The sequence below is a fragment of the Streptomyces sp. ADMS genome (genome assembly GCF_033441795.1).
Taxonomy (GTDB): domain Bacteria; phylum Actinomycetota; class Actinomycetes; order Streptomycetales; family Streptomycetaceae; genus Streptomyces.
Genome location: NZ_JAVFVX010000511.1, coordinates 1 through 322, shown reverse-complemented (window position 1 = coordinate 322; position 322 = coordinate 1). Strand labels below are relative to the sequence as shown.

At 71.4% G+C, this 322-nt stretch carries 1 protein-coding gene; it reads right to left on the bottom strand.

All coding sequences use genetic code 11. From position 1 onward, the window contains the following. Positions 1 to 322, bottom strand: a 322-nt coding sequence (locus tag RB628_RS42985) for a TetR/AcrR family transcriptional regulator (RefSeq protein ID WP_318325818.1), incomplete at both ends; no start/stop codon positions are given.

Below are 322 nucleotides of genomic sequence, written 5' to 3'. Positions count from 1 at the left end.
TCGGCGCGGCCTCGGGCAACCAGTGTCTCGACCCGGGCGGCGGGCCCGCTGTGCAGTTCGCGAATGCGTCCCGCGGAGAGTTCTTTCTGAGCGGCGAGGAGCAACGCCCGCGCCTGGTCCACCAGTTGCCAGCCGGCCTCGACGTAACGCGCCAGGGCGAGCAGCGGATCGCCGGTCAGATCGACCGCGTCCAACGCCTCGTTGCCCCGGTCGATGGCACGGCTCATCGCCGCATCGACAACCTCCGCCCGGGAGGTGAAGTGCGCATACAGCGTCACCCTGCCCACGCCCGCGGCGCGCGCGATCTCGCTCAGGCTCGCCT